The organism is Akkermansia sp. AE01SA01 (genome assembly GCF_036417395.1).
Classification (GTDB): Bacteria; Verrucomicrobiota; Verrucomicrobiia; order Verrucomicrobiales; family Akkermansiaceae; genus Akkermansia.
In genome coordinates this window covers 859,805-882,045 of sequence record NZ_CP143890.1, presented here as the reverse complement: position 1 = coordinate 882,045, position 22,241 = coordinate 859,805, and the positions used below count along the sequence as shown (strand labels likewise).

18 protein-coding genes are annotated in these 22,241 nt (G+C 55.5%); 6 read left to right on the top strand and 12 right to left on the bottom strand.

Annotated elements, in window-relative coordinates; genetic code table 11:
- Window positions 1–252: 252 nt before the first annotated feature.
- Window positions 253–1,266 (bottom strand): endonuclease/exonuclease/phosphatase family protein, encoded by a 1,014-nt coding sequence (locus V3C19_RS03635; protein WP_295873989.1) that lies wholly within the window; start codon window positions 1,264–1,266, stop codon window positions 253–255.
- A 120-nt stretch (window positions 1,267–1,386) separates the two neighbouring features.
- On the opposite strand from V3C19_RS03635, the gene V3C19_RS03630 reads away from it, so the two are divergent.
- Window positions 1,387–2,073, top strand: a complete 687-nt coding sequence (locus V3C19_RS03630; RefSeq protein WP_067571446.1) for a sigma-70 family RNA polymerase sigma factor — start codon at window positions 1,387–1,389, stop codon at window positions 2,071–2,073.
- 168 nt (window positions 2,074–2,241) lie between these two features.
- Entirely contained in the window at window positions 2,242–3,879 is a 1,638-nt protein-coding gene (locus tag V3C19_RS03625) for a SpoIIE family protein phosphatase (protein WP_215437770.1), read from the top strand.
- On the opposite strand, the gene V3C19_RS03620 is transcribed toward V3C19_RS03625, so the two are convergent.
- From V3C19_RS03620 to V3C19_RS03595, 6 genes are all read right to left on the bottom strand, one after another.
- A complete protein-coding gene (locus tag V3C19_RS03620; RefSeq protein ID WP_295933786.1) occupies window positions 3,876–5,225 on the bottom strand; it encodes a WD40 repeat domain-containing protein in 1,350 nt (449 codons plus the stop codon). The genes V3C19_RS03625 and V3C19_RS03620 overlap by 4 nt on opposite strands.
- Window positions 5,226–5,311: 86 nt before the next feature.
- Window positions 5,312–6,562 (bottom strand): MFS transporter, encoded by a 1,251-nt coding sequence (locus V3C19_RS03615; protein WP_295933783.1) that lies wholly within the window; start codon window positions 6,560–6,562, stop codon window positions 5,312–5,314.
- A gap of 92 nt (window positions 6,563–6,654) precedes the next feature.
- Window positions 6,655–8,595 (bottom strand): M60 family metallopeptidase, encoded by a 1,941-nt coding sequence (locus tag V3C19_RS03610; RefSeq protein ID WP_295933779.1) that lies wholly within the window; start codon window positions 8,593–8,595, stop codon window positions 6,655–6,657.
- 115 nt (window positions 8,596–8,710) lie between these two features.
- Entirely contained in the window at window positions 8,711–9,619 is a 909-nt protein-coding gene (locus tag V3C19_RS03605; RefSeq protein ID WP_295933776.1) for an HAD hydrolase family protein, read from the bottom strand.
- A 1-nt stretch (window position 9,620) separates the two neighbouring features.
- The gene (locus tag V3C19_RS03600) at window positions 9,621–11,021 is read right to left on the bottom strand and encodes an OmpA family protein (protein WP_295933772.1); all 1,401 of its coding nucleotides are present in this window, start codon (window positions 11,019–11,021) and stop codon (window positions 9,621–9,623) included.
- 46 nt (window positions 11,022–11,067) lie between these two features.
- Window positions 11,068–12,174 carry an alpha/beta hydrolase gene (locus V3C19_RS03595; protein WP_295933769.1) on the bottom strand — a complete coding sequence of 369 codons (1,107 nt, stop codon included), beginning with the start codon at window positions 12,172–12,174 and terminating at the stop codon, window positions 11,068–11,070.
- A gap of 268 nt (window positions 12,175–12,442) precedes the next feature.
- Here V3C19_RS03595 and V3C19_RS03590 point away from each other — a divergent pair, with 268 nt between their 5' ends.
- Complete coding sequence (locus tag V3C19_RS03590) at window positions 12,443–13,834, top strand: LptF/LptG family permease (protein WP_295933766.1); 1,392 nt, start codon at window positions 12,443–12,445, stop codon at window positions 13,832–13,834.
- Window positions 13,821–14,516: an HAD-IA family hydrolase gene (locus tag V3C19_RS03585; RefSeq protein WP_130082972.1), complete on the top strand. Its 696-nt coding sequence runs from the start codon at window positions 13,821–13,823 to the stop codon at window positions 14,514–14,516. Before V3C19_RS03590 ends, V3C19_RS03585 begins: the two co-directional genes overlap by 14 nt.
- Window positions 14,517–14,594: 78 nt before the next feature.
- Here the strand turns inward: V3C19_RS03585 and V3C19_RS03580 are convergent, their stop codons facing one another.
- Together V3C19_RS03580 and V3C19_RS03575 are read right to left on the bottom strand one after the other, a co-directional pair.
- Window positions 14,595–15,086, bottom strand: a complete 492-nt coding sequence (locus tag V3C19_RS03580; RefSeq protein ID WP_130082973.1) for a hypothetical protein — start codon at window positions 15,084–15,086, stop codon at window positions 14,595–14,597.
- Window positions 15,087–15,333: 247 nt separating this feature from the next.
- Window positions 15,334–15,924, bottom strand: a complete 591-nt coding sequence (locus V3C19_RS03575; RefSeq protein WP_130082974.1) for a hypothetical protein — start codon at window positions 15,922–15,924, stop codon at window positions 15,334–15,336.
- 137 nt (window positions 15,925–16,061) lie between these two features.
- On the opposite strand from V3C19_RS03575, the gene V3C19_RS03570 reads away from it, so the two are divergent.
- Window positions 16,062–16,493, top strand: a complete 432-nt coding sequence (locus tag V3C19_RS03570) for a DUF4339 domain-containing protein (protein ID WP_161981197.1) — start codon at window positions 16,062–16,064, stop codon at window positions 16,491–16,493.
- A 469-nt stretch (window positions 16,494–16,962) separates the two neighbouring features.
- On the opposite strand, the gene fabD is transcribed toward V3C19_RS03570, so the two are convergent.
- Window positions 16,963–17,889: an ACP S-malonyltransferase gene (gene fabD / locus V3C19_RS03565; RefSeq protein ID WP_130082976.1), complete on the bottom strand. Its 927-nt coding sequence runs from the start codon at window positions 17,887–17,889 to the stop codon at window positions 16,963–16,965.
- Between the two features lie 518 nt (window positions 17,890–18,407).
- On the opposite strand from fabD, the gene V3C19_RS03560 reads away from it, so the two are divergent.
- A complete protein-coding gene (locus V3C19_RS03560; RefSeq protein ID WP_295933762.1) occupies window positions 18,408–20,102 on the top strand; it encodes a hypothetical protein in 1,695 nt (564 codons plus the stop codon).
- 469 nt (window positions 20,103–20,571) lie between these two features.
- Here V3C19_RS03560 and rplQ read toward each other — a convergent pair whose 3' ends face one another.
- Both rplQ and V3C19_RS03550 read right to left on the bottom strand, forming a co-directional pair.
- Window positions 20,572–20,982 (bottom strand): 50S ribosomal protein L17, encoded by a 411-nt coding sequence (rplQ, locus tag V3C19_RS03555; protein ID WP_067571420.1) that lies wholly within the window; start codon window positions 20,980–20,982, stop codon window positions 20,572–20,574.
- A gap of 36 nt (window positions 20,983–21,018) precedes the next feature.
- The gene (locus tag V3C19_RS03550; RefSeq protein WP_067571418.1) at window positions 21,019–22,143 is read right to left on the bottom strand and encodes a DNA-directed RNA polymerase subunit alpha; all 1,125 of its coding nucleotides are present in this window, start codon (window positions 22,141–22,143) and stop codon (window positions 21,019–21,021) included.
- Between the last annotated feature and the right edge of the window lie 98 nt (window positions 22,144–22,241).

Below are 22,241 nucleotides of genomic sequence, written 5' to 3'. Positions count from 1 at the left end.
ATCGGGCATCTGAAGCAACAAACCGCCCGACTCTCTCCATCAAGGCATTCTGGAGAAAAACAGATACCAAAGCAACGGATACGCGCCCCCCCGCCCATCCCTGCCACCATGTAAAAAGGATGTGAAAAGGAAATTCGGAATATTTTATCTCCGCAACGCCTGTTCAACAAGGCTTCATTGATGTTCAATCCCGCTGCCGGGGAGCAAAAAGGAAATCCCGGAGCCATCCGGGACCATCCCGGTTTAACACCATCACCGCAGCTCCACCCATATGCCGCGGTGGTCGCTGGCCTGGCGGGAGGGGGGAGTGTCGAGGACGCCCATGGGGGGCTTGCGGCCAAGTCGTTTTTTCAGGGTATTGTTGATGAAGATATGGTCAAAGGAATGGTAGGTGTCGCCGTCTTCGTAATAGATGGTCCACGTTTCTCCTCGGGAATCCCGGGGTTTTAGACGGTTCAGGCGGGAATCCGTTTTCGCCGGTCCCTGGATGACCTGCACGGAACTGTCCGCGGGGCCGTCATTGAAGTCCCCGTATAACAGCAGGGGCATGCCGTCCTGGGAGGCCATGACGCCGTTCAGGTAGTCGCGCAGGGCATAAGCTTCCCTTCTTCGGGTTTCCTCCGCGGAGCCGTCGCGGCTCAGCCGGGATTTCAAATGAACGCCTATCAGGCGGAACTGGCGGGAATCCGGCATTTTTACGGTGGCGTCCAGAATGCCGCGGAGCATCGTTTTACGCCGTTTGGGTTCTCCCGGTACGGGCACATCCGTCACGGAACGGTTGCTGACAATGGGGTACTTCGACAACAGGGCCAGTCCACGGTCTTCACCGTCCCGCATGACCAGTACCTTGTGCGGCAGCTGCACGCCCTTTCTTTTCAATCGCATTTGCAGGTCGCGCACGGCGGCTTCCCCGCCCATCTCGGACAGGCCCACGATTTCAGCACCGGATTGCCTGACGAGCTCCGCTATGGCCTCCCGTGCCTCCACGGGCTTGTACTTCACTTGAAAATTGCTTCTTCGCGGGTCTTCCGGCACAAAATAGTTGCCCGTATTCATGGTCAGCATCCTGACGGGCTCCCCCTTCTCCGGAAGGGTGATCTTTTCCGGCGCCATTCCCTCCTCCGCCGCCTGCCGGGACGCGGGTACGGCCTCCATCGTGTCCGGAAGCAGTTTCCATTCCGACAGGCCGTAGCCTATCAGGGCGCACAGCACAATCAGGGCCGCGATTACCGAAGATCCCCTGCTTTTGGACGTTTTCCTGACCATATCCGTTTCCCTGAAAGAATTTTTACCGCAAAAGCGTAGTGAATGAATAACACCGCCGTGAAAATTCCGCTCCCATTACTCGGCTTTCACTTCACTTTCATCCGTAATTCATGATAAAACATGAATGTGCCCCCATTGCAACCCAAGAACGAGTCCCAGCCTGACGAGAATACGCTTTCCCAGTATGCGGAGCATACCAGGAAAAGCCTGATTGCCCGTCTGGAAAATTGGGAAGACCAGCGTACCTGGGATGAATTTTACCGTACATACTGGCGGCTTATTTACTCCGTGGCGCTGAAGGCCGGATTAAGGGAGGACGAAGCCTGGGACGTGGTGCAGGAGACCATTCTTTCCATCGCCAAGCAGAGCAAGAAGAACATCTACAACCCGGAACAGGGCTCTTTCAAGCTATGGCTCTGGAACATGACCCGCTGGCGCATCAACGACCAGTTCCGCAAACGGAAAAAGGACACGGCCATGCTGATGAATCCTGACGCCGGCGAATCCCAGGAACACCCCATCGACAAGATTCCGGACGAAGGCAAGAACAACTTTGACCAGGTATGGGAGCGGGAATGGCAGAACAACCTTCTGCAGGCCGCGCTGGAACGCGTCAAGGCCAAGGTGTCCCCCAAGCAGTTCCAGATTTTCGACTACTACGTGCTGAGGGAATGGGATGCGGCCAAGGTCCGCAGGCAGCTTGGCGTCACCATCGCCCAGGTGTACCTTGCCAAGCACCGCGTGGGCAGTGTTCTGAAAAAGGAACTGCAATTCCTCCAGTCCCAGGAGGAAGAACACCGGAAATAGCATTTTCCGCAACGTTCAACGTTTTACGATCCCGGAAAATTTCAGGAAAGCCGTCCGGAAACCTCCCGGCATGCCTTTTCCGGGCCGTCCTTCCGGCCGGGATAAGATTCCCTTATTTTGTCTCTTGCCAAGGGGGCTGTTTTGTCGTTAGATTAGCGGCAACTGCATATGCCGCCCTCACGCAACAGACATTCCGCCCAGAAGGTGTTCACCTGGGACAAGATCAAGATGGCCCTGTCAGCGGCGGAAGAGGGATTCTACATCTGGAATATCAAGACGGGCGTCATCCACTACACGGACCGCTGCCTGACCATGATGGGGGCCAGCCGCAAGGAAAAGGCCCCCAATATTTTCACCCAGCCGGAACTCACCATCCATGAGGAGGACCAGGCCTTTTTCTCCCAGGAAGTGCGCCGGTACCTAGACGGGCATTCACACATGCCCATGCGCATCGAAATCCGGATGAAGAAGCTCAACTCCAAAAGCTGGAGCTGGGTCCGGGTCAACGGCATCGCGCGCCGGGACAAGCAGCGCCGTCCCGTCATGCTCATAGGCGTCTGGGTCAACATCACCAGGCGCAAGACGGCGGAACTGCGCGCCGCGGAGGACCGGGACCTGTTCCATACTCTGATTGAACACATTCCGGACAGCATTTATTTCAAGAACCGGGAATCGCGCTTCGTTCTGGCCAACTCGGCCACGGCCAACAAGCTGGGCGTCCCCACTCCGGCGGACCTGACCGGACGGACGGACGCCTATTTCTTTGACAAGACCATGTCCGACATTTCCCGGAACGAGGAACTGGACATCATGAAGACCGGCCGCCCCATCCGCGCCCGGCTCCATCATGAGACATGGCTGCACAGGGACGATACCTGGAGCCAGATCAGCAAATTCCCGTGGTATGGCCGCAACGGGGACCTCAAGGGAATCGTGGGCATTTCCAGCGACGTCACTAAACTGGTCAAGACGGAGATCAAGGCGAGGGAAACGGCCCGCATCCTGGAAGAACGGAACAAGTCCCTGGAAAAGGAAATCGACCTGGCCCGTGAAATCCAGTTCGCCCTGCTCCCCTACGAGCTCCCCTCCCGTTCCCGCACGGAACGCGGAGTGACCCGGAAGGCGGATTTCCACCACATCTTCACCCCTTCCGAAGGGGTGGCGGGCGACTGGTTCGACGCCTTCCCCGTAGGCGACTCCGGCGTAGGGGCCATTGTCTGCGATGTGATGGGGCACGGCATCCGCGCCGCCCTGATCGCCTCCATGCTCCGGGGCCTGATGGAACAGCTTTCCCACTTGGCGGACAATCCCGCCGCATTCCTCACTTCCCTCAACCACCAGCTTTCCAAAATACTGCAAAGGGCCAACACCACCATGTTCGCCTCCGCCGTTTATATTTACCTGGACCTGGAAACGGGCGTCATGACCGCCTCCACGGCGGGCCACCCGCATCCCATCGTGCTGGGACCGGACGGAATCGCACGCAAGATGCCCCTGCCCCGCGGCATCGCCATGGGCCTGCTGGATGACGCCGCCTACCAAAACGCCCAGTTTCCCCTCCTTCCGGGTTCACGCATCCTGATGTACACGGACGGCCTGACGGAAGCCGCCAATGCTGAAGGCGAAGAAATGGGAGTGGAACGCCTGATTGATTACTTCAACAATTCCACGGCCAAGACCACCAAGGACTTCGTGCATCAGGCCCTTACCTGCGTAGCCAAATTCACGGGCTGCACCAACCAGGCGGACGATATCTGCATGCTGGGCATCAGCTATTCCGAGCATGAGGAAGAAACCGGGCATTAATTGCCAGACTCTCCGTTTCCGGATATTTTCCAAACCCTCACATTCTCGCCGTCCAGCCAGGCGATCATGGAATCGTCCGCGGAAAAAGCCAGGATTTTTCCCGGAGCTTTCATGGGCGTCCCCGAGGCGAAAGAGACAACTCCTTCAGGCGCCCTGTTTCCACCATGGAAATGCAAATATTTTTCCCCCGGAGAAATCTCCATGTATAAAATGAAGGGAAACCAGTACACGACATCCCCGGAGGCCCTCTTTTTCCCAATATCCCAGATCAGCACTGCCGGTTCGTAATTATACATGGAGCATCCGGAAAACTGCGCCATCACGGCATAACGCCCGTCCCGGGTCACATAAAAAATATCCGGCGGATTATTTGATTCAAAGTCCGCACTCCTCTTCGCCTTAAAAGGATTTTCAAATTTTCCTGAAGCTTCTTTCAATTGGCTGCGCATGGTGGAAACGGGCAAATCCACCTTCCGCATTACCTTGTTTTCGGGATCAAAGCACATTCTGGAAAATGGTTTGACGATGCCGAACAGGGGGCTCGAGAGAGAAGTCGTCTGCCGGTCAGCCACCCCGGTTTTCTCCAAAATCCGATGATGCTTCAAATCATATATTTCCGCGCATTTTCCCTCCCGGTCTGCTACAAATACTGCCGAACTGTCTTCACTAAACCGGACGACATCCACGGAAGCGCCTTTTCTTCCTCCCGGCTTCTTCCAAAGTTCTTTTCCCTGCAACAAATCCCACACGGCTATATACCCGTCCTGGTCAAAAAACGCAGCCTTGCCTCCGTCCGGAGAATACTTGAGAAACTTCCCCTTCTCCGATACGGGACGGAATGACGAACTGATGCCTTTCTCCGTCACCTCATGTACCGTCCAGCCTTTTACACTTCCCCTCCCTAAAAACAGGGAGCCGTCCGGACTCAGCAAATCCTGGGAAACCGCTTGCCTTTTATAAAGTCCCTGCGTCTTTCCCAGAAGGGTACCCGTCACGGCATCCCACACCGTATAAAAATAACCGTTCTGTCCTCTGCCCGCTTCCGACAGAATGCGTGATCCATCTCCGGAAAAAGAAAAACTGTTCCACAAGGAAGGCTCGTCCCATAAAGGGGAACGCGCCAGATCCGCAACTTTCTTTCCCGAAGGAATGGCCCACAAGGAAGGAACGCCCTTCCCGCAAACCAGCAGGCGGCTCCCATCAGGGGAAAAAGTGGCCCCCTCCGCCTCCTCTTTCCCCGTAGGAATGGAACAAACCTGCTGCCCCCGTAGCGGCGCAGGTTCTGGAAGCGGCAACTCTGCCCAAACCTGTCCGCAGCAAGCTATTCCGGCAGCGAGGAACTTCATGAAACAAACTTTCATTATCAACATCTAACAAAACGAAAAAATGTTGGCAATTCATTTTTCAATAACAAGGGATAACCCATAATCCTTCATGCTCCTTCCGGGCAGTCATCCGGGGTAAACCTGAAATTGCGCCAGAAAGGCACGCTGAGCATCCAGATGGAGAACAGGGCTTCCAGTCCTCCGGCCATGATGATCGTCGCTTGGACTCCCAGGGAATCCACCACGGCCCCCCAGCCCATGGCGGCCAACGGCTGCACTCCGATCGTGACGATGCTGAAAAGCCCCAGAATGGCGGATTTCCTTTCCGGAGGCGCCAGAAGCTGAACGGCGGAAGAGGAGGTAACGAACAGCGTGGAGGTAGCCAGGCCCGCAAAAAAGAAACACAGGGCCTGCACCTCCACCACGTTGACGATGCCCGCCACGCAAAGGGCGCTCCCCATCCACAGGGTTCCGGAAGAAAGCTTGGCCCCCACCCTGTCGCTTTTGCGCGCAAAGGGCATTACCAGCAGGATGCTGACCATGGCTCCAGCTCCCACCGCTCCCAGTATCAGTCCGGTATTGCGGGGATTTCCGTGCATCAGGGCCGGAACGATCTGGTAGAGAGACTGCCCGCAAATATTCTGGATCAGGGCGCTGAGCATGATGAACAGCAGGCTGCGGGTGGACAATACCGCCTTGAGACCGGAAACCTTTCTGCCGGAACCGCGCTGCTTTTTCGGCGCGGCGGCTTCGGAAATATGGCCTTTCAGGGAAACCAGGCAGCCGATCAGCGGAAGACTGGCCAGGACATTGCCGCCGAAAGCGGTGGCCGCCCCCCATTCCGCAATGATATAGCCTGCCAAAGCCGGGCCCACCGCCCTGCATGTGTTGAATACCAGGGAATACATCCCCACCGCCTCCTGGAGCTGCTTCCGGGGGATCAGGTCCCCCACAAACGCCTGCTGCGTGGGAAAGCCCACCGTCTGGTTGATGCCCATGACCAGCCCCGCCGCATACAAATGCCACAATTGCAGGGCATCCAGAAACGTCAGAAGAAACAGGACCGCCGCCACCAGCCATTGCACGGATTGCACGGCAATCAGCAGCTTGCGGCGGTCAAAGCGGTCGCCCAGTCCGGCCAGCAGCATGCCCCCTAAAAAGAAGGGCAGCGCATTTAGGGCGGCCAGCAAACCCACCGCCGTGGCGGAACCGCCGGAAATGCTGTAAACCAGGATGCCCATGGCTGTAACCTGCAGCCACATTCCGATCAGGGCACATGCCTGCCCGGACCAGAAAATTTGCAGGTTCTTCACCTGAAGGGGCTTGAAAAAGCCCAGCCAGTCATTCAGCAATTTCATTCAACCCCGGCATCCTAATCCGCGCCGCCGGAACCGTCCAGACGCGAGTATGACACCGGGGAGAAGCCCGTTTCCAGGCAATTTCCCCTCTTCTATTCATCCCGCGTATAACAGGCGGGATAATCGCTGGAAGGCAGCCAGACAGGCAGATTTTTCATTTTGGCCCTGGCGTGTTCGGAAACGGGTATGCGCCAGATTTCAAAGAAGGGTCCCATGTTCTTACCCGTCACCTTGGAAAAGGCGGACATCACCCATTCCCATTTCTTTTCATCGCTTAACTTGCCATTGTCGTAAGGCTTGTCATGGTATTGCAGGGCCACCTGCCGGAAGGCGTCAAACCCCAGATGGTACATCAGCTCCACCCAGAAGAAGAGCTGCACCTTGTTGGGCGCGTCCTTGTAAGTCTGGCTTCCGGTAAAATATTTCTTCAGTTCGGAGCTCATGCCGTACGGCCCCATGCCCCCGCCCCAGCAGGACTCGTAATTCTTGCCCGTCCCCATCACTTCACAGAGCATGGAAAAAATGTTGACGGAAACTTCCGTCTGCCCCTCCATCGTGAACGGAGGCGCCTGATGGTTGTGCCCCAGTTCATGCCAAAGCCCCCAGCTTCCGGAATTGATGATGGCGCCGCTGGCGATCGAATTCGTCCAGTCGGTCGTCGCCATGGCGGGATAGCCGGAGTGCCCGGCTCCTGCGGAAATCTGTCTGTCCACGACAAAGCGCATGGGATGATGAAGGCGGTCCGGCTTGGTATCCCACCCCATGATCCAATCCTGGAGCGCCATGTTTTTTTGCAGGAATTCCGCCACCTTCTGAACGTCGGGGCAGCGTTTCAACTGCTCCACCGGCATGGTCATCACCAGGCGCGGCATGCGGATTTCCCCCCACGGGGCCTTGCAATTTTCCAACTGCGCCGCCCATTGTTCCGGAGTAGTCACCCCCAGAATAAAGAGAGGCGCCGGAGTAGCTCCGGAAATCTGCACCTTGAAGGTCCGGCCTCTCTTGGAACGCTTGCCCACATTCACATACACCAGGCCGCCCATCGGATTCACCAGCTTCACGCGCCCCCGGTCCGCCGGAACCTGCACCGTTATTTCCGGAACCCTTCTCCAGGCATCCAGCTTGTGCAGGCTGTCCGTATGGCACCCGATGCGGATTCCGAGAGAACTCTCCTTGGGCGCCCCGGACAGGGAACATGAAATTTCCGCTCCCGGCGGGGCATACAGACCCGTGCTGTGCCATCCTGTGATGTTGGAATCTATCTCCACCGTGCGCCTCACGAGCGGAGCGCCGTCCTCCGGAGCTCCGGGAAAATCCTTTGCCGCCGGGCAGGCCTTCAGGGTGGAAGGCTTGTCGTCCTTCCAGGAGCGGCACCTTTCCAGCAAGTCATCCATGCGCTTGTCATCCGTCCCTCTTTTCCACGGTGTACTTCCGGAAGGGAATTCCTCCATGCCTGTCAATTTTTCAGCCTTGTCCCATGACCATGTTTCCAGGGGCTTGTCGGCATCCATCGGTATTTCATCCTTGCAGACGGTGGCGTACACGGAAAGATCCGGCATGGGATTCTTGACAGGCTGCGGAAAGCGCCCCTCGGGTTCCGGCTCTTCCTCCTCGGCGGGTTCTTCCTGCTGGCGCTCCTGTTCCTCCCGCTCACGGCGTTCCAGCTCTTCCCTTCTCCTCTTTTCCGCTTCCTCCCGCTTGGCCTGCTCCTGAAGCTTTTGCACCGCCTCCTGTTCCAGGGCCTCCTTCTTCTTCCTCGCTTCCTCCCTGGCCAGTTCGGCGGCTTCCCGCTCCTTCTCCCGGCGTTCCCTTATTTCCTTTTCCCGCTGCTTTCTCTGTTTTTCAGCGGCGGCCTTCATGGCTTTTTCCTTTGCCTGGCGTTCAGCAGTCAACTCCTGCGCCACCCTTTTCTTTTCCTGATTGTCCTGATACAGATAATACCCGGCTCCGACGCCGCAAATCAACAGCAGCACCAGGAACCATCCTACGGCAGAGCCCCTGCCTGCCTTGCGGGCCAACGAAGAAACATGCATGGAATTAGAAATAAAGATTTACATTATTCCTGCATGGGAAAAGGACGTTGTCAACAGGATTCTTCCCGTCCCTTGCACAATATAATGCGCCGCTTCCAATCCGCGGCAAGGAAGCTCACTCGGAAAATGATTCATCCGCACCCCGTTTCCATTCCGCCGCCTTCAAGACATCCTGCCGCATGCCGAAATGCGGCAGGACCCCTCTCACCAGGCCATCTAGAACTCCCATAGTCCGCGCTTTTGGACTGATATAGCCATGACCGGAAACGGTCATGGCCTTCACTTCCTCCGCCGCATTGCAAGGGCAGCACCGGAACGCTTCCGGCAAATTCCTCATGGCGTCCAGATCATTGTGCCCGTCACCGAAAATGGCCGTATGAGCATAGGGAATGCCGAACCGGGACGCTATAAAAGCCAGAGCCGTTCCCTTGTTGTAATCCCGGTGGCTGAAACGCAGGTAAGGCCCCGCCCTCTGAGTGACGATTTCCTCATAAGGGGCCACCGTCCCATGAATGACTCCGGAGACTGCATCCAGCCCCCGGGCATCGTTCACCACCAGGGAAAAGGCGTCATGCTGCTGCCTCTGGAGCTCCAGCCCGGAAAACTGCTTTTCCAGATGCTCCATCAACTCCTCCAGTATACGGCCATACCGGCTGAACAGGGAATCATGGGCAACCGCACATGCATCGTTCCAGCACACACCCGGCATCAGGCGGCCTTCCGCATCCGCCAGATGGACGTTGCGTTCCATGGTCACGGTAAAATCCGGGGCAAACGCTTCCGGATCATCCTGAAACATGTCCATCAGTCCCTCCCTCAGGTAAACCGGGTCACGCCCCGTATTGATGCCCCAAAGCACGCCATAGCGCGCCCGGAGCGCACGCATGAGGCGGAAAAAACTGCGGCGCTCCCCGGCAGGACCGCCCAGGGTGAACAGGGTATCGTCAAAATCGAACGAAAAAAGGTACCGGGACTCTTCGGGCAGCGGAAGTGCCCGGACCGGAAGAAAACGCATCAATTCCATGTCAGGCCAGTCCTCCCTTCATCCCCACAGAGCCATACGCTTTCACCACGGGTTCCGCCAGTGGAATGTCATCTTCCAGCGGTTCGGCATTGGGAATATCTTCCTCCACCGGTTCCGCGGACGGGATGGTTTCAGGCACGGGCTCCGCCACGGGAATCCGTTCCTTCTGCGGTGGGGAACTTACCGGAGGCTTCACGGCAGGAGCAGCAGGACGGGCGGGCGGAGAGGAAACGGCGGGACGGCCTTCCGCTGCGGCGGGAATCTTCGCCTTGGCCCCCATCCTTGCACGCACCTGGCGGGCGATGGGTGTATTCATGTCCACGGCATGGGTGACGGGAAGGCTGCCGGCGGGGATCTCCTCGCCCGGCTTGCGCATGTGGATTTCCACGCGCCGGTTGGCAGCCTGTGCATTCTGGTCCCCCTTGGTGGACACCACCGGGCGGGAAGCCCCGCAAGCCCGGATGTACAATCTGCATTCCCCGTTGGGCCGCGTCAGTGAAATGCCGTTATCCAGCAGCCACTGGCGCACCGCGTTCGCCCGCATGAGGGAAAGCACGGCGTTATATTCCTCGGAGCCGAAACTGTCCGTATGCCCCTCCACAATGAAAATCGTGTCCGGATTCTTCATCATCAGCCCCGCAAGCTGGAGCATGCTGAGACGGGCGGAATTCTTCATCACCGCCTTGTTGTACTCAAACAGGAGATCCGCCCCCAGCCTGCTGTACCCGCTGTCCTTCCCCAGATTAGACTGGGCCATCAGCTGGGCCAGGGACTTGCTGCCGTCCGGCAAATGGGAATCGTCCTGGCCGCCTGCGCCCTTCAGCTTGTTATTGTACCATTCATCCGGATTGACCATCTCCGGCTCCGCCGTCTTGACGGTCGCCGGACTGGCGGAAGGCTTCAGCGCTTCCGGAGGGGAAAGCTCCGGAAGCCCCTGGGCAATGGATTTCATGTCCACCAGGGGCATTTGGGGGGAGAGAGATTCCGGAGGGGAGGGAGAAACGGGATCAGCGGAAAAACTGGTTTCTCCCGGTGCAATCACCACCTGTTCCGGAAGCATGTCCTCCAGATCGGGCAGTTCCGGAGGGGGCAGTTCCTTGATCTGCTCAACCACCGGCATTTCAGGAATTTCCGTCACGTCCGGAGCCGGACGGTCGTCCGCCTTCAGAACGATTTTCTCAGGAAGCGGCTTTGAAGCCGGCTCCTCCGCGACAGTCTTGTGGACATGAATACCCAGGTCGAACCAGCTCAGGACGACAAACCCCAGATAATGCACCAGCAGCGCCGCCAGAACGCCTCCCACGGCCACAGCCGCCAAATGGCGCGGCGCAGGCAGAATGAAACGGCTGCGCCTGCGGCGGTTCTCGCGGAGTTCTCCGCTGTTGTCCTGATACTCACTCACGGGATATTCACTATGCTGCACCATGAAACAAAACGGGGAGCACGGCTCATCTGCCGGACGGCGCCGCAGCCGTCACGGGAAAACGGTAGGATTCATTCATCAGCACCCTGGGCATGGGCATGCGGGTATTGTCATGAATCCACTCCGCAATGCCAGCCTGCAGCTCGTCATCCCCATCATACACGTTGACTTTATACGTTTTCTCAAATTTTTCCCCCTTCTTTCCTTCAATAACATGGAGAAAGGTCCGTTCCTTCGTTCCGTAGGGCTCCCCTTCCCGGATGGATTCATAAAGTTGCTTCTTGTCGTTCTTCAGGGAATCGTAAATGCTCAGGGAATCTTCCAGAGTGGAAAAAAAGTACTGGTTGGTACAGACGACCATAGCCGGATAATCCAACTTCAGGGCATAATCCACCGGAGCCACGTCAAACGTGCTGAAATCAGCACGCCACGCCACCCCGGCATCCATGAGCCAGAAAGCAGGATAGCACAGGGTTTTTCCCCAGTCCTGCTCCATCTCCCGCATCGCCACCGTCTTCAGGGAGGGGAAGCAGTCCATGGACACCATGCAGCGGATGCGGGGATCTTCGGAAGCGGCCTTCAACAGCACAGCCGCCCCGAACCCCTGCCCCACGGCGGCCACAGGCGGCAAACCTCCCGTTTTCTCCGCCACGGCGTCAAGCAAGGCGGTAACATCCGCATATTCCTTCAATCCGTACGTGCAATATTGCCGTGCGTTGTCCCTGCCGCGGGGATTCCAGACCAGGCAGGAATATCCGGCTCCGGTCAGGCCTTCCGCCAGAGGAAGGGACCCCTGCACGCCATTATCCCAGGAAGTGCAGATCACCACCAGTTCCGGCTTTTCATCCAGATGCGTCATGTTGCCCCGCAGTTTCAGGGCGTCCCTCACGCGGTTCTGGCGCGGCGTCAGAGTGCCGGACAGGCGGGGACGCACCAGATAGCCGGCAATCGCCGTCCCATCGGCGGAAACGGTCTCCACAGGCTCCATGATCATGGACTCTCCGGAAGCGGAACTTTCCGCCGCCCCCACCGGAACCAGCAGCGGGGTGGAGGCATACCAGGAAAACCACACCAGCCCGGCCACCGCAACAAGCACGAGCAGGAAAAATAGTTGGACAAGACGCTTGAACATGGAAAAGGAAGCACCCGGAAAATTGTTGACGGGAAAACTTTTATCCCATCCAGACTACGTTGACAACCACCAACTTCTATCGGGAGATTCCCGGGAACCCGCAAAATGCGGCATTTCCGGAGGCGTGTTCTCGCACCATGAACGCACCAGCAGGCGCCGGTTCCTCTGCCGCCGCAGGGAATTGAGCCGCTTTCCACAATTTCCGGAAGGGAAATAACGCTTTATTTCCCTTCCGTGATCTGGCATTCTTGGCGCATACTTCTTTTTCATGGCAAACCCGGCACAACATCTCCGCCAATGGTTCACATTCCTTGTCCTGCTTGTGCTGGGAGGCGTGGCGGCCTGGTTCCTGATGCCGCGGGAGTGGTCCCAGATGCAGTGGGAAATACCCGGCACGCCCTCCGAATATCCGCTTGCACAGCTTCTGCGTCCGTGGCTGATCCTTCTCGGCTGCTTTCTCCCCGCCGCGGGCATGTTCCTCTACAACTGCTCGGACATCATGGACAGGTATGTGGCGCGCACCTGGTTCACCGCGTTCATGATGTGCACGGCCATTCTGACCCTGATCTACATCATCGGAGACTTCGCGGACAACGTGGGAGACCTGATGAATCTGGAATCCCCCCTGGAAGGCACTTTCCGCTTTTACCTGAGCCAGCTCCCCATGATCCTGAACCTTATTCTGCCCTACACGCTGCTGCTGGGCACGCTGTGGGCACTCACCAAGCTTTCCTCCTCCTCGGAAATCACTGGAATGCTGCAATCCGGCCGATCCCTCCTCCGGATCAACTCCCCGGTCATCATCGGCGCCGTCTTTGCCGCCGTTTACTTCGGTATCTTCGGGTTCCACTGGGCGCCGAACTCCACGCTGTACCGGAAACTCATGTTCTCCTCCCTGAGCCAGAACAAAAATGACAGCTCCCGAAGCATTATTTACAAGAATGACGACGAATCCCGAATCTGGTACATCGGCGATCCTCCCGGCATAGACTCCCCGGGCGAACCGTTCAGACAGGTGCGCGTAGAACAGTTCGGAGCTCCAGGAAAAATGGAATACGAGCTATTCGCGGACGAAGCCTCCTGGGACCCGCATTCCAGAACGTGGACCTTCCTCCATGCCATTGAGAAAGTCTATCCCCAGCAGCAGCCCAGGGAACTGAACGGGGTTCCCCTATTCTCCGGAGACGGGTATCAAACGCGGAAAAAACCTTATTCCGAAACTCCTTGGCAGCTCATCTCCCCCAATGTCCGGGTAGATACCCAGGGAACACCGGCCCTGCAGGAAATCATCAAGGCGGGCTCCACCAACGCCAAGCAGCTCAGAAGCCTGGAAACGGAGTGGCACGTGAGAATTGCGCGCATGTTTTCCTGCATCATTCTGACGTTCATCGCCATTCCCTCCGCCATCACGTTCCAGAGGCGCTCCACGATGTCCGGCATAGGCATTGCATTGTTCCTGGCGGCAGCCATGCTGTTCCTGTATGAATTCTTCCCCACCCTGGCATCGGCCGGGTACCTGCCCACCTGGCTGGGCGCCTGGATGCCCAACATCATTTACACCGTCATCGCCATCCGTTTGTTCCAGACCAGGCTGGCACACAGGGGCTTCCTGGAAATGCTGAAAGGCCTGGAAAAAACGCCTGCCCATGACCATTCCTGACCAAATTCCGGAAGATCCTGCAAATGCAGAAAAGGCGCGGAACCTGCTGCGCCGGGCAAGCGCCGTGATTTTCGACTTCGACGGTCTGCTGGTAGACACGGAATACGCCATTTACGCTTCATGGCTGCGGGTATTTGACTCCTGCGGCCATCCCCTGCCTCTGGACCTGTTCAACCAGTGCCTGGGAAGCGGTTACACGCACTGGAACCCCGGCGACCATCTGGAAAAACTGACGGGAAGAACATTCGACTGGGACGAAATCAATGCGCTCCGCCAGAAGGAAATCGTACGCGATCTGGAACATGCCGGGCTGCTGCCCGGAGCCGGCGAACTCATCCGCAGCCTGGCGGAAAAAGGAATTCCCATGGCCGTAGCCTCCAGCTCCTCCCATCGCTGGGTGGACGGCTGGCTGAACAAGCTGGACATCATGCCTTATTTCAAAACCGTCGTCTGCCGGGACGACAATCTGCCCGTCAAGCCCGATCCCGCCCTGTTCCTCAGAGCGGCGGAAAACCTCGAAATTCCTCCTTCGGCGTGCCTGGTGCTGGAAGATTCCCAGAACGGCACCACGGCGGCCTTCCGTGCGGGCATGCCCGTCATTTCCATCCCGAACCGGGTGACGGCCCAGGCGGATTTTTCCCATGCAAGCGTCAAAATAGGTTCCCTGAAGGAACTCCTTTAACAGCGGGCCGGGGTACGGCACACCTTGACGTTTGGAAATGTGGTCGGGGCCGCTCGCCCCACTGCGCCAAACGGGACATCACTCCACCTTTTCCGACGGAAAAACATGAAGATAATTGGGCAATAACAAACAGAATTCGCTTTTCGCCTTCCAGACTGCAATATCCCCGCCATTTTCCGAGCCGACTCCCTCCGCGCTTATATGCAGGATTCCATCAACACAGGAGGCTTCGTAACACAACTCCTCCTGGGGGCAAATCAGGGAAAAAGTGGCCATCCTGCTCCACCGGCCATCCAACAGCCCCCACATGACACAGCAGACATTCATCTTTTTCCCCGGAACGAAAGGCTTCATATCCGGCAGCCCCACCGCATCACACTTCAGGAAGAACATGCGCATGGGAATACCCGCACCCATTACCTGGCTGATTTCCGCCAGGACATGTTCTTGCGTACGCATCTTCACCCATTCGGGCGGAACAGCCTTCCGGTCCCCGCCATCAACCGCCTCAGAAAGGCTACAGACAAGCACTCCCAGAAGCAGGCCGCACAAACAGAAAAACAATTTCATAACAGGATAGTTTTCCGTATCATGCAGAAAGTAGCCGCCTAGTCAACATTGGCTCTTGGAAATAGAAAACCTTTTCCGTAATTCGCATAATTTCAGAAAGTTTATAGTGATTTTTGCAAAAAGAAAAACATTAGATTTATTTGAGGAAGGCATCCAGAAATCCGGCGCAGCGGCTGGAGCAAAATGAAAAAAATGCACCCAAAAAAAATCAAGAAAGGTATAAAGCGGATTTCTCCGTTACCCACCATCAGTTCTTTGAAAACACCTCTCCCGTATTCCTATGAACACGGTTCCCAAGCTGCAGCTTTTCTTCAGGAATCAGACGATCCTCTTCCTTTGATGCGGGATTGTCCCCTTTTTCTTCCAAACGCATGCGAATAATGTCATCCAAGGCAAGAAGAGCTTCCTCGCTTTCTATCCACGCTGCAATATCTGCTCCCTTTTTTGAAAGGAAACCTTCCGCTTTCAAACAAAGCATCCCGTCGGCATAGGAAGCCTTGTAATCCAGATCTCCCTGTGGACTTTTGAAACAAACTCCGAGCATACAGCGCCATACCCCTTTCATTTGAACCCAAATACTGCACCGCAGCAACATTTCATTTCCTGGCTCCATCAGGTTCATGTCAGGACGCCCCATTTCGGTACACTTCAGAAAGAAAATATGCACAGGCATATTGAAGCCTTCCACCTGGTTAATTTCCGCCAAAACATGTTCCTGGGTCCGCATCTGCACCCACTCAGGCGGAACAGCCTGGCGATCCTCACTATCAGCCGCCGCAGAAATGCTACAGACAGACGCCCCCACAAGCAAACCGCACAAACAGAAAAACAATTTCATAACAGGATAGTTTTCTGTATCATGCAGAAAATATCCGTTCGGTCAACAGGGACGTTCAAAAATGAAAACTCTTTCCCGCAGGATTTCTCCCGCTCTTGTTTCTTGACGGAATTCCTTTCATGCCTTATGTAGGGAGAATGCCCTCCCAACATTGCCCATTATATCACTATCGCGTCAAGGACAAGGTCGTCGGCCCCGTCAGCCTGGCCGACCTTCATGTTCTGCTCACTTCCAAAAAAATTCCTCCGGACACCATGATCCGTGAAGAACATTGCCAGACATGGATGCCCCTCACGGCGGAATTCCGCCGCCAGGAGCGCCTGGCCCGCCCCCGGACGTCGGCCGCCCTGCTGGCCTGCCGTCCTCCGAAAAGCAGTTTCCTGTTCTACGCCATTGCCCTGTTCAGCATGGCCTGCGGTATTGTTCACTCCGTGATGGAGAACTACTTCCAGTACATGGAAGTGGTGTTCCTGCCTTCCATAGCGTTTTTCATGGGCAAAATGCTGGCATACATGCACCTGCTCACCGGAGGAATCAGAAAAATTCCCATAGACACCCCGGACCGCTGAAAACACCCCGGTATTTTCATACCCCAAACGTTCTTTTTCTACTGAAACAGAATGTATTGCATATCCTACCCCGTAGAGCATCACTGAACTGTTACCGGGCCATGGAGAAATAGCGCAACCCGTCCGCATGGATATGTTCCTGGACACGGAAGGACCTGCGGCATTCCGTTTTTCACGGCCATAACCGCAAGGAGGGCTCCCCACGGAGAATACCTCCATCGCCATCCAGCAAAGCCGGATAAAAATCAAGTCCTTTCAGGGGAAGAACGTCCCGTCCTCCATCCGTCTTCTAGTTGATGCGGGCGTCCGGATGTTCCATGCAAACAGTAATAACAGGCCCGGCCTCTCGTCAAAAACCCATTCTCCGGCAGCGGCTCCCCCGTTGCAGGAAATATGGAGGAAAACCTGAAACAGAAAAACCGCCGGAACCTCCAACGGCTCCGGCGGTTTAAAAACAACAATCCGGTCATTACTTGCCCAGTTCCGCAACGGCGGCTTCCAGACTGGGCACGTCTTCAATGGAAATAACAGTGGCATCCTTGCAGATGCGGCCCATCATGCCGGCCAGGGTCTTGCCCGGCCCCAGCTCAATGAAGAGGCGGTGGCCCTGGTCCACAAGCTTCTGCATGGAGGCCGTCCAACGTACGGAACCGCACACCTGATGTTCCAGCATGCTGCGGATATCGTCGGGACCTTCCACCACGCGCGCTTCATAATTGCAGTACACGGGCATTGACGGAGTACCGAAGGAAACATTTTTGAGCTCTTCCGCCAGCTTCACCATGGCGCTGTGCATCAGGCGGGAGTGATAGGCGCCCGCCACGTTGAGCTTTTTGGCGATCTTGCATCCGGCGCCCTTGGCTCCGGCAATGGCCTTGTCCACGCCTTCTTCCGTACCGGAAATGACGGTCTGGCCGGGACAGTTGAAGTTGGCTACGTCCACATCGCATTCCTGCGCCAGTTTGATGACGTTCTCATCGGAACCGCCGATCATCGCGGCCATGGTGCCCTTGGTGGCGTTGCAGGCTTCCTCCATGAAAGCTCCGCGTTTCTGAACCAGGCGCAACCCTTCTTCAAAGGAATAGGTACCGGCGGCGGCATGAGCCGTGAATTCCCCTAGGGAGAGGCCGGCGGCGGCTACGGGATTCAGGGACGGCGCCAGTTCCTTGAGAACGGCCAGACAGGCCAGGCCATGCACATACAGGGCCGGCTGGCAATTGCAGGTGCGGGTGAGTTCTTCGCCGGGGCCTTCAAACATGACGGTGGAGAGAGATTCCCCCAAGGCTTTGTCGGCCTGCTCAATCAGGGCTTTGGCGGTAGGATACTTGTCATACAAATCTTTGCCCATGCCCACCTTCTGGGCACCCTGTCCGGAAAACAATAATACTGCGTCCATAGTTGAGATACTAGTATACCGCCCGCAACGGAAAGAAGCAAGAGCGATCAAAAAACCTTATCCGTTAAAAATCCCGGCCATGCGCCATTCACGCATCAGGAACGGTTTTCAACTTCCAAACCATATGCCTCTCCGTCTCTTCCACCAAAACAGCCTGTACATCAACAGCATATTTTTTACTCATGCATTACAGCATATGCGGTATGGGAAATAATTTGAGCGCACGCTTCTTCACAAAAAATAAATTGGTGCCTTACCTTCATGTAGGCAATGAAGCGGATTCCAAATCCGGAGTCAAGGGTTGATTCGCCGGGAAGCATTTACGTTAAGGGGAAAAAGTTTGTAGAAAACAAGCCTTTTCATGGATGCGGCCATTCCACCGGAGAACAGAAGATTACCATGTTTCGTCAATAATGGTTGCCGGAAAGAAACAAAAAAATACACTTCATTCTGCCATTCTGCTTATCTCATCAGAGATATAAATATTTTGTTTCCAAAATATTGTAACTATTTTTGGAATGGCTGTGATTCATGAGCCTGTCGTTGGCTCTGTCTTCCATATCCTGTTTTCCGGGGAAATTCCCCGTTCAAGATATTTCGGACGGATTTGGAATCCGTTAAAGCCTTTCCATCCGATATTTTTAGCCCTTTACTCCAATAATCCTTGCATGAGTTTTCGCTATAAAACGCTCGTTTTTGCCAGTGTACTTTACATGCTACTGCCTGCCCTTATATTCATAAGTGGATGGGTTTCAGCATTTCCTGCAGGGATTTTCCTCTGTCTTGGGATCTTTCTTATTTACAGCCAAACGAAACACGCGCAGGGTAAACTATGCTTTGGGAAAAAATTACATCACCGCTCCCTGGTAATAGCCATGCTCATACTTTTCATATGGATTTTATTGGCCGGAATTGGAGGATTCTGGTACCAAAACGGGGATTTTGCATTTCGAAACGCGATGATGGGAGATCTTATCAACAAGCCGTGGCCAGTCATTTTTCCGGACGGTAAGATTTTCAATTACTATTTTTCTTCATTCCTGCCCGCAGCATTCTGCGGTAAATTCACAGGTGAATTCCTGGGACAAAAACTGATGGCCGTCTGGTCGTTTATCGGAATCGCCTTATGTTTCCTATGGTTCCTCAGCGCTTTGAAAAAAAACAGTATCTGGCTCATACTGTTGATTTTCATATTCTGGTCCGGCTTGGATATTATAGCCATTAGCGCAGAAAAAATTTTGGGAGGAAGCCACAACGACTACAAGGTATCGGGAATGACCGTAAACCTCCTTTATGGCTTCCAGCATGCCATTCCGGCCTTCCTGTGGAGTGCCTGCCTGTTGCATCCCCGCGTATCCAACCAAATGCTGGTGGTTATTTTTGCAGGATTATTATACACCAGTCCTCTGGACGCCGTGGGGGCTACGCCCCTCCTATGCGGCAGAATCCTTTTCCCTTTCCCCGGATTGCATCTTTCCTGGAATAGCGTCCGAAAAAGGATAAAAAGCATCATGACCTCTCCAGCATGCTGGATTTCCCTGCTATTTTCCTTTCCGGCCCTTGCATTCTTTGCAAATAACGATACCACTGCATCAGCGGAACGCATGGGGTGGACCTGGTTTTATAACCAGCCTCTGAATATCATTCTGGTTTTTGCCTGTGCCATTATTCCGGCATCCGTCGGATACCTTTCAGGCAAAAAATCCATTCTTTACTGGATCAGCGTTGCCTTGTTGATTTTATTGCCGTTATATCACGTATCGGGACTGGTCAATGACTTGGTGCACAAAGGAGCCGTTCCCGCATCTTTTGTCTTAATGTATTACTTTGCCAGATCCTGCATGCACGCCTCCCGGACGGCACGATTCTGGTTCTGGTCATACGGGCTTCTATCCTGTCTTGCAGCGCTATTTGCCTTGGCTGACCAGATTTCACTGGGTGCTGTAAAAAAACATTCCGTTCCAGTACCCACGGTATTGCGGAATGACTTGAACAGTTCCATCTACAACCTGAAAAATGAGCTCTGGATTTATAGACCCTACACCAACGATGCCTGTAAGCTGCCCACCTGGTTTTACCAGCATTCCGGAGAGGCTCAGGACGTTTGGATGAAATATCTCACTTTACAGCAAACTGCTGATTATGAATTCGATGGCACATGTCCATTTTTCCAACCACGGCGTCCATGGAGTTTCCCGGTAAAATGGGAATAATCACTTAATGGGAAGAGTCCCTGAACTCTTCCGAACAATGCTTGCAGAAGCCAAAACGGGAAAAGTACTCCATTATTTGGAATCTTGTCCTATTGCTCCGGTACTCCTCCCCTCAAGACGGGAAAATAAGCGGCTACTTTCCCCTCTTTCCCCTCTTTCCCCTCTTTCCCCTCTTTCCCCTCTTTCCCCTCATGCAATCGCCATGCCGGAAACGATGAAAAGTTTATCAAACAGGCCCGGAGTTCAGGGAAAAAGCAGAAACAGTGAGTAACAACCCTGTACAAGATCAGCGCCACAGCCAGCATCTACCTGGAATTCCTCTATTCCGGAATGGATGGATGAAAAGGAAAACACTCCTTCCCAAGAAAACACTTCCCCCCGCAAATGGAAGTTTGCGGGGGGAAGAATCACCAGGATGTCAAATCCCGGATATAACGCTTTTTTAAAACGCGGAACAAAAGAACTACCTTCAGGCAGTGGCTTCCGTCGTCGCGGGAGCTTCTTCCGTTTCAGCCGTTTCGCGGGGCAGATCAATGATTTCGATCATGGCCACGAGGGCGGAGTCGGTCATGCGCTGACCAAGCTTGATGATGCGGGTATAACCGCCCTTGCGTTCCGCGCAAAGGGGGGCGATTTCATCAAACAGGCGCTTGACGGCCGTCGTGTTGTGAATGGTGGCGATGGCCTGGCGGCGGGAATGCACGTCACCGCGCTTGGCAAGCGTGATGAGCTTTTCCACATAGGGGCGCAGAGCCTTGGCCTTGGCCAGGGTGGTGGTGATCCGCCCATTGAGGATGAGGCTGCATGCCTGGTTGGCGAGCAAAGCCCTGCGATGGGAGGCATTGCGCTGAAGCTTGGAGGTTTTTACACCGTGTCTCATGATGATATTTTTCTATGTGTGTTGGTTTTGTGAGATTTAGTCGTCGTCGTCTTCGATGTTGGCGGCAATCAGGTCCGCCAGGCCCACGGGGCTTTCCTCTTCCAGGCCCAGGCGCGGCTTGGCCTGCGGCACGGGGCCGGTCAGCAGGGAGGGGTCCACCTGGACGCCCAGGGAAAGGCCCAGTTCCAGCAGCTTGTCCTTGATCTCGTTGAGGGACTTCTTGCCAAAGTTGCGGTACTTGAGCATTTCGCTTTCGCTCTTCATGGCAAGCTGTCCGACGGTGGTGATGTTGGCGTTGTTGAGGCAGTTGGCGGCGCGTACGGAAAGCTCGATTTCGTTGACGCTCATGTTGAGCAGCTTGCGCAGGCGGGCCGTTTCCTCGTCCTGGACGGCGGAGGGGGCTTCCTCGAAGTTGACCTGGTTGTCGTCGTAGTTGACGAACACGTCCAGATGGTGGCGCAGAATGGCGGAGGCCTGGAGCATGGCGTCAGCCGGGCTGATGCGGCCGTCCGTCCAGACTTCAAGGGTCAGCTTGTCATAGTCGGTCATCTGGCCCACGCGGGTATTCTGCACGGAATACTTCACACGGGTAACTGGGGAGAAAATGGAGTCAATCGGAATCACGCCGATGGGCATGTCCGGCACCTTGTTTTCGTCGCCGGTGGCAAAGCCGCGGCCGACGCGCACCTGGAATTCGCATTCAAACATGGTGTCCTGGTCCAGGGTGCAGATGATCTGGTCGGGGTTAACGACCTGGTAAGTGGTATCGTCGGCAATATCGGCGGCGGTCACGACGCCCTGCTTGTGCACGCGCAGGGAAAGCAGGCGCGGTTCCTTGCCATGGTGCTTGAACTTGACTTTTTTCAGGTTCAACACGATTTCCGTGACATCTTCCACCACCCCGGGAAGGGAGGAAAATTCATGCTGGGCGCCGGCGATGCGGACGGAGGTGATGGCAGCCCCTTCAAGGGAGCCCAGAAGAACGCGGCGCAGGGAGTTGCCAAGCGTGTGTCCGTAACCGTTTTCAAACGGTTCCGCCACAAAGGTCAGATGGTTCGGATCGTTCGGATCCTCAATCTTTTCCAGGCGGCTGGGGACTTCAAAGCGGGCCAGCGTGGTAACGGCCGTTTCTTCTGCAGTAGTGGTTTCGTTTTCCGACATAATATAATGTAATGTACCGGGTTTCCCCTCAACACGAACACGGCGGGGCGACCCGCCTGAAGGACCAACGGCATGTTTTGGGAACGCTCGTGCGGGGA